Annotated in this window: 8 protein-coding genes and 1 pseudogene; 6 read left to right on the top strand and 3 right to left on the bottom strand. The window is 44.0% G+C overall.

Annotated elements, in window-relative coordinates; all coding sequences use genetic code 11:
* The first annotated feature begins 10 nt into the window (after positions 1–10).
* From B2633_RS05285 to B2633_RS05295, 3 genes are read left to right on the top strand one after another with little or no spacing between them, the layout of a single operon-like run.
* Entirely contained in the window at positions 11–145 is a 135-nt protein-coding gene (locus tag B2633_RS05285) for a hypothetical protein (protein ID WP_483169649.1), read from the top strand.
* A gap of 20 nt (positions 146–165) precedes the next feature.
* Positions 166–1089 (top strand): CobW family GTP-binding protein, encoded by a 924-nt coding sequence (locus B2633_RS05290; protein WP_276624070.1) that lies wholly within the window; start codon positions 166–168, stop codon positions 1087–1089.
* Entirely contained in the window at positions 1086–1967 is an 882-nt protein-coding gene (locus B2633_RS05295) for a uroporphyrinogen decarboxylase family protein (protein WP_276624071.1), read from the top strand. Before B2633_RS05290 ends, B2633_RS05295 begins: the two co-directional genes overlap by 4 nt.
* Positions 1968–2001: 34 nt before the next feature.
* On the opposite strand, the pseudogene B2633_RS05300 reads toward B2633_RS05295, so the two are convergent.
* From B2633_RS05300 to B2633_RS05310, 3 genes and pseudogenes are all read right to left on the bottom strand, one after another.
* Positions 2002–2109: pseudogene (locus tag B2633_RS05300) on the bottom strand (ATP-binding cassette domain-containing protein); the annotation flags it as partial.
* Positions 2110–2141: 32 nt separating this feature from the next.
* Complete coding sequence (locus B2633_RS05305; protein ID WP_276624072.1) at positions 2142–3290, bottom strand: double-cubane-cluster-containing anaerobic reductase; 1149 nt, start codon at positions 3288–3290, stop codon at positions 2142–2144.
* A gap of 13 nt (positions 3291–3303) precedes the next feature.
* Positions 3304–4074, bottom strand: a complete 771-nt coding sequence (locus B2633_RS05310; protein WP_276624073.1) for an acyl-CoA dehydratase activase — start codon at positions 4072–4074, stop codon at positions 3304–3306.
* 450 nt (positions 4075–4524) lie between these two features.
* Between B2633_RS05310 and B2633_RS05315 the strand changes: the two genes are divergently transcribed.
* From B2633_RS05315 to B2633_RS05325, 3 genes are read left to right on the top strand one after another with little or no spacing between them, the layout of a single operon-like run.
* Positions 4525–4884 carry a BlaI/MecI/CopY family transcriptional regulator gene (locus B2633_RS05315; protein WP_483169640.1) on the top strand — a complete coding sequence of 120 codons (360 nt, stop codon included), beginning with the start codon at positions 4525–4527 and terminating at the stop codon, positions 4882–4884.
* A gap of 10 nt (positions 4885–4894) precedes the next feature.
* Positions 4895–6442 carry a M56 family metallopeptidase gene (locus tag B2633_RS05320; RefSeq protein WP_483169641.1) on the top strand — a complete coding sequence of 516 codons (1548 nt, stop codon included), beginning with the start codon at positions 4895–4897 and terminating at the stop codon, positions 6440–6442.
* 6 nt (positions 6443–6448) lie between these two features.
* On the top strand, positions 6449–6748 hold the full coding sequence (locus tag B2633_RS05325) for a hypothetical protein (protein WP_483169642.1): 300 nt from the start codon (positions 6449–6451) through the stop codon (positions 6746–6748).
* Positions 6749–7286 lie beyond the last annotated feature (538 nt).

Raw genomic sequence — 7286 nt, forward strand, 5'->3', positions numbered from 1 at the left:
CGGTGCGGTTATGGCATTACTGTCACAGAGCACTCGTTGCCGTATGGAGGAAACAGCTCAAAAGGTTGACTACATAGAACTCGAATCTTGTCCAGGATTCGAAAAGATGTTTGTGGAGAATATGAAGTTTCCGGCCAAAGAATAGATACCTAAAGGAGTTAATGTATGACCCGGGTACATATCATCTCAGGCTTTCTCGGAGCGGGAAAGACTACACTATTGTTAAATTTACTTGCTTTCGTTGAGGGTAATAAGGTTATTATCGAGAACGAATTTGGCGAAGTGGGCATCGATGGTGAAGTTTTGCAGCGCGAAAACTACGATGTGGTGGAAATGGCGCAGGGTTGCATCTGCTGTAGTATGAAAGCCAACTTTGAGGCCATGCTTTTATCCGTGCTAGAAGACTACCATCCCGAACACATATTCATAGAGCCCACCGGAATAGGAATGCTCAGTGAGATTACCGCTTTGTTTAAACGAAAGGATATTACTGACAAATACAGCCTGACCATGCCATTAGTGGTAGTGGACGCGCTTGAGTATCTGGTGCTGGTGGAGGAATTCGGCCTGTTCTATAAGAATCAGATTGCCCATGCAGGAATTATCGTGTTGAGCAAAGTCCAGCTTATGCGGGAAGACAATCTCGACGTGATAATAAAGTCGCTGCGAACCATCAATCCCCGGGCCGATATTATGGCCAGGGACTGGGGGCAGTTCAGCGAGCTTGATTACTGGGAGTTAACCAATACCGTATTTGATCCCGAAAAAAACATCACGGTTGGTGTCGCAACAGGCATTTTATCGGGAGATTTGCAAAGCTATAGTCTCACAGCCCCGAAACGAATTAACCGGGAAGACCTGCAAAATATTCTAGATAATCTGCAGAACCAGCAGTTGGGAAGGATTGTAAGAGCCAAAGGATTTGTCGAGGGTGATGACGGTTCTTTGGAATTCAGTTATATCAACGGAGGATATACTATCAATGAAAACTGCCTGGGCAACTCAAGCCGGGTATGCATAATCGGGAGCAATCTTAACCGGGATAGGCTGGCAGGTATCTGGTTCGGAGATGGGGAGGTAGCTTTGTGAGTATCAGCGGTATTAATTTTGTCTGCGCAGGCCGCGATGAACTGGAAATACCCCGGGAGATTGTGGAACAGGGAGGATTTTATTTTCCTGATCTTCATAATGACAGTCAGGAAATGGCGCGGCTGGCTCTGGCGATCAAGCTTAATAAACAAAATAGTATCTGCATGCTGCCGTTTTGTCTGACGGTGGAGGCCGAAGCGCTCGGCGCCCGGGTGAATCTCGGCAATGCAGACTCAGGCCCTAGAATCAGCTCATATTCTTATGAAAGCATCGAGCAGCTTAAAGAACTGGAAATGGTGGATTTTAACTCCGGCCGAATTAAATCAGTGCTTGATGCAGTAGAAACATTGACTCAAAGCGGGGAGGTAGTGGCTCTTAATGTGAGCGGGCCCTTTACTCTCATAACTTCCCTTCTCGACCCCATGGTTTTTTATAAAGCTATAAAGAAAAACCGGGAACGGATAGACGATGTACTAAGGATAATAGAGGAAAACATTCTGCGCTATATCCTTAAGGCAATCAAAAGGGGCGTAAAAATAATATCCTATGCCGATGCGGTCGGTACCGCCGACATGGTTGGACCCAGAATATACAAGGATATTGCAGGTATTACCAGCCTGAATCTTTTAAAGCGCCTCCAGACAAGTAATGAGTTGGATGGTTGTATGGTCCATATCTGTGGCAAGACCTCGGTATCTCTGGAGAAACATGGTTTTGTTAAATCATTTCCGATTGAGGTGAGTTCTAACCAAACCTATGGCCAGGCTATAGCTGAATTATTGAACAAATCAGAAGGCAGCAGATTCATCGGGCATAATTGCATGAAGAGAACGGTTAATAGACTAAAGGATAACACAGTTTGGGGGATCAAGTTTTAGTCTTGCCATTAAATTGCTCTTAACCTGAAGCCGGGCCAATAAATAGTGATTGACCCGGATCGGGTTTTTCAACACCTGCAATAATCTTGATGAGAGTAGACTTGCCCGCACCGTTTTCACCCACCAGGGCATAGACCCCACCAAGTTACGTTTCTTCATGTATCTGGTTTTCAACTACGCAAGTATCTCTAAAAAAGCGCTGATCCGGGTATCTATTTGACCGGTGTCGCCCTGAGAATAATCGGTTTCCAGGCAAAGATAGGGCAGGTGCTTTTGCTCGGTTACGAACTTTTTTATCCGACTCGATTCAATGGCAAAGGTATGGCAGGCCTGAAGGATCACCTCGATCACGCCGTCCACCTGGTAGTTTTCGATCATTTCATCCATTGCCTCGATACGTTGGGGATTTGGACTCATTACCGAACAATTTACTCGCAGGTATTTTTCGGCCAGAGCCAGCAAGGGGTCTTTGTTTTCGTCCACCAGATCCTTTTGTTCCCGCGGCCCCGAGCAGTTTTCAAAGCCCACAATGTTGGCTCCTAGTTCTTCGATCCGGCGGATGATCTTTTCCCGTACACCTCCGGTAGGGCAACCGGTAATCAAGATCCGCGGACGGGAGGGTTTTCCCTTAAAGTTTTTCTCATAATCCTCTCGTAACTCAGCTGTTCGTTTTTCCAATATAGCGATCTTTTCTTCGGTATCAAACAGAAAAGTGTTGTTATCGATCAGGGTGTTGATTTCATATCCGGAAAGAGGGGTGGGCTTTAGACTGCCTATATCATAAAAATCAAGAATGGCCTTCCTTTCCCGATTCTTAAGATGAATGGCCTGGCGCAGATCATCATCGGTGATCTCGACCTGCAATGTCCGGGACAGAACATCTTTTAGCCGCTGCATCTCGCTGTGCCAGGTAGCCAGTGCGGTACCGCTGGTGCGCCCTGGAGGCAGCTGCATAACATGGGTGGGTTTGATTTCATTCATCCATTCAAACATTTTCTTTTTACCATCGCAGGTTGTTTCTCCTACTACCAAATCCGAGAAATAGAAATAGGGGCACGTATCGGAGGCAGCAAAACCATAACTGGATTTTATAAGCGGGCACAGGTTCTTGGGTAGGGTTTTTTCTGCATAGGATATGGGGTCCTCACTGGCTCCGCATAAGCCAACGGGAACCGCATCAGCCGCCAGAATTAGCTCAGTGGGAGTATAAGAGCAAAACACTCCTACCACCTTTTTGCCTGATTCCTTTAATCCTTTTAAGCGTATAAAACCTTCTTGGCGGGCTTCAGAATAGCTTTTAAAATTTTCAGGTAGATTTAACATCGTACTGCCTCGCTTAATGCTTGAATTTATCTGCCGCTATAAGCGCTGCTCCCAACGCGCCGGCATATTTACCCAGATCATGAGTATGAACCTCTCGGCCTAGCTTCTCGCCAAGTTGTTTCCTGAAGTATTGGTTATGACTTAATCCCCCAGTTAAAATACAGATACCCTTTATATCGTGCCGTTCCACCAGTAGAGCTACCCGGGATACTACAGATTGGACAATACCAGCGGCCAAATCTGTTTTTGACTGTCCAGCTCCAATATGACTAATGATTTCCGACTCAGCAAAGACCGTACACATGGAACTAATCGGAATAGGCGTACCGCCTTCAGCCAAGCTGAAAAGCTCGTCAATATCAACTGCCAGACGATTGGCCATAATCTCAATAAACTTGCCAGTGCCGGCTGAGCATTTATCATTCATCAAGAAGCTGGATACCGTCCCATGTTTTATGGTAATAACCTTGGTATCCTGACCTCCCACGTCAATGATTACGCCGTCCTGAGAAAACAAATGGTAACCACCTTTGCCATGACAGGTGATTTCTGTCAAAACCATATCTGCATATTCAACCGAAATGCGTCCATAACCGGTGGCGATCGTTTTTATATCTGCGGATTCCACATTAAACCCCAAAGATTCCAATTGGCCTTTTATACGTACGGCAGTTTCCTTACTGCTCCAACCGGTAGGCATAATGAAAGAAGCAATTACCTTTTCCCCGTTAAAAACAATCGTTTTAGCGGCGGTTGATCCAATGTCAATGCCGACATAATTCATAAAAATACACCATCTCGCCCAATACTTCTTAAGTATTATAGGAATAATCGGACAATGTGTCAATATTAATAGTTATTTTATATATAATTAAATATTATAAATCAAGAAATAAAATTTATGGCAAAAAGTATAAAAAGTGTTGTGGAAGATAAGACAGGGATCGTTTCTGCCGATTAAATGACCTCAGTCGGAATATTTTAAGAGTTCTTCTCTTGGTGGGATATAGCGGGGCTTCCCGTAATTCAACGCTAGTGGTTCTCCATGTAAAAAACCAATCAGACAATCTTCGCTTAAGACGATTAGGCATGTGGATAATGAGTATGCCTTCTTGCTGAGTCAAGACTTTTTGCATATTTTCAGAAAAACTACTATAGTAGTATTGACTATTCCATACGACTGCAGTAGTATGAGTATATCGTAAAAAATACTAAAGCGGTAGGGGGTTCATGTATGGAAATAAAACTGTTCGATTCTGAATTAAAAATTATGGATGTCCTTTGGCGGGAAGGCGATACGACAGCCAAGAAAATTTCCGATATTCTTAACAAACAGGTTGGCTGGAATGTGAATACGACTTACACCCTTATTAAAAGGTGTATTGCCAAAGGCGCAATTAAGCGTAGCGAGCCTAATTTTATGTGCCATGCTTTGATTGCCAAGGAGAAGGTACAGGAACAGGAAACAACTGAACTGATCAACAAGGTGTTTGATGGTTCCGCCGACTTGCTTTTTGCTTCTCTTCTAAGCAGAAAAAACCTGTCCCCGGAGGAGATAGAGAGGCTGAAGCAGATAATCAACAATTTGAAGTGAGGTGGCCTGAATGGATATATTTCAGATGAGTTTTTCCGCAGCGTTCCTGATTATGGCAGTAATTATCATCCGCGCGTTGGCCCTTCACCGGCTGCCCAAAAAGACGTTTCTGGTCCTATGGAGCGTTGTAATCTGCCGTCTGCTGATTCCATTTTCTATTCCGTCGCGTCTAAGCTTTTATACCGGCGTTGACATGCTAAGACGGGCGACTACTGCGGAAACGGCGTATATCCCCGCACCTGCTGTTTTAACTGGCACGCCTGCTATGGAAATACTTGATATGGCGAAACTTGCTGCTACTGATACTTCAACTATATCCATATACATGTCGCCCCTAACCATAATCTGGATAGCGGGCATTTGTATCTGCACTATATTTTTCTTGCTTAGCTATATCAAATGCCGCCGAGAATTTCAAACCGCCTTGCCGGTCGAGAACGACTTTATAAACCGCTGGCAGCAACGACATCCCTTGCGGCGGACGGTTCGAATCAGGCAAAGCGACAGAATAAAAGCTCCCCTAACTTACGGGGTATTGCATCCAGTGGTTCTTTTACCCAAAGCAACGGATTGGACGGATGCAACGACACTGCAGTATATACTGACCCACGAGTATGTACATATCAGACGCCTTGACGCGCTGGCAAAACTGTTGATTACATCCGCCGTATGCATCCATTGGTTTAATCCCCTGGTGTGGGTAATGTATATGCTGGCAAACCGGGATATCGAACTCGCTTGTGACGAGTCCGTGGTGCGGGCGTTTGGGGATACTGCTAAATCAACTTATGCACTGGCGCTTATTGGACTTGAAGAAAAGAAAAGCCGCTTGATCCCGTTGTGCAATAATTTCAGCAAAATTGCCATTGAAGAAAGGATAATTGCGATTATGAAAATCAAAAAGTATTCTGTACCGGTAATCATTGTTGCTGTTTTGCTTATAGCCGGCGTTACTGTCGGGTTTGCAAGCTCAAAAGCAACGGTCGGCCAAAATTCTTATCTGCCAGAAAATACTGAGGAGTTGAACTCGGCATCTCCATCACCGGCGTCTGAAAAAACTCCGGTAAATGATGGCGAAGCAATTGCTGAGCCTGCTTCAAACAACGATGGCAATAGTTCTTCTTCTGAAATGAGAAAAGTTTATTATTCGGATGAGCAGCATAAAACAGAAATAGATGGTGTGCCGGTCCATCCGGTTCATTGTGTGGTTATCGGAAAATATTATTACAAACGAATTGATCGGGAAACTGGCAAAAATCAAGTGAGTTTCGATGATGGCTCAACCTGGCTGTGGACACGCAATAACCCGAAATCCAAGAAAATTGAAGTTAGCGCCGATGGAGTTACCTGGAAAGACCTTATTGCAACTATACAAGAGCCAAAATACTCAGAATTTTGCAATAATAAGTATTTTTATATGCGCAGCGATCCTGACACCGGTCAAGAACTGGCCAGTTTCGATGACGGAGTTACCTGGCTGTTCTATCGCGAGAATGTGGTAACTGGCAGGGCAGAAATCAGTAGCGATGGGGTGAAATGGCGGGAGTGGATAAGATAAGATGATTTGAAAAAATTTATTCAGTTTTTCCGCCAGGCGGGTGCGGCGGTCAATATCCAGTTTTTGAAATATCGCCCTCAAAGGGGCACGCACCGTGCTTTCCGTTATCACCAATCACCAACTTTTCTGCGGTTTTATTGTTGCGTAAGCCTTTGGCCACCAGTTGGGCTTCCTCATATTCCCTGGCCCGTTGTCACCCGGTTAAGGGCAAACAGAGCAAATAGAAAAAACAATAAGGAACAAACTCTGCATGAGCTTGTTCCTTTTGCCCTTTGGCTAAACTTCAATAATTTGGCCTACGCCTAATTATAGATTATGCAATATTTATAAAATTATATGCATAAAATATGAAAAGCAAACCGTACAGTTTGCTTTTCATATCAAAATTTGCTCTTCAGCTAAACATCAAACTATGGCCTTCGCCTGCTTCAATAATAATATATATGGTAAAGGATTGCAATATATATTATAAAAAATTATTCTGTAGAGTTTTTTATTTCAGCATAAAGTTTTTTAATTTCTTTTTGAAGTTGGTTTTTTTCGTCTTTTAATTCGTTAATTTCATTTATTAATTCTTTATTTTGATCAATTATATTATTAAATATCTTAGCTTGTACAGGGAATAAAAATAACCGTCATAGCGTTCTGCTTCTACAATTTTGCATTCATCCAAACAACAGCTGTCCGTTCGACATCCAGCTTTAGGTACTAGTTTCGGCCTCGTTTGAAATCAGCCTTTAATAGCGACCGGAGGGAGCATAGGCGTACGCGAAGGGTGAACACTCTCGCGATCTCCTGCCGCTTGCTCCCTCTCGACTGCTCGCCTTCGCCGGGTGTTGCATCC

The organism is Syntrophomonas sp. UBA1041 (assembly GCF_002316705.1).
Classification (GTDB): Bacteria; Bacillota; Syntrophomonadia; order Syntrophomonadales; family Syntrophomonadaceae; genus DTU019.

Bases quoted from the DNA above. Each gene is read 5' to 3' on its own strand.
- B2633_RS05285 (WP_483169649.1), top strand. From the start codon at position 11: ATGGCATTACTGTCACAGAGCACTCGTTGCCGTATGGAGGAAACAGCT.
- B2633_RS05290 (WP_276624070.1), top strand. From the start codon at position 166: ATGACCCGGGTACATATCATCTCAGGCTTTCTCGGAGCGGGAAAGACT.
- B2633_RS05305 (WP_276624072.1), bottom strand. From the start codon at position 3,290: ATGTTAAATCTACCTGAAAATTTTAAAAGCTATTCTGAAGCCCGCCAA.
- B2633_RS05310 (WP_276624073.1), bottom strand. From the start codon at position 4,074: ATGAATTATGTCGGCATTGACATTGGATCAACCGCCGCTAAAACGATT.
- B2633_RS05315 (WP_483169640.1), top strand. From the start codon at position 4,525: ATGGAAATAAAACTGTTCGATTCTGAATTAAAAATTATGGATGTCCTT.
- B2633_RS05320 (WP_483169641.1), top strand. From the start codon at position 4,895: ATGGATATATTTCAGATGAGTTTTTCCGCAGCGTTCCTGATTATGGCA.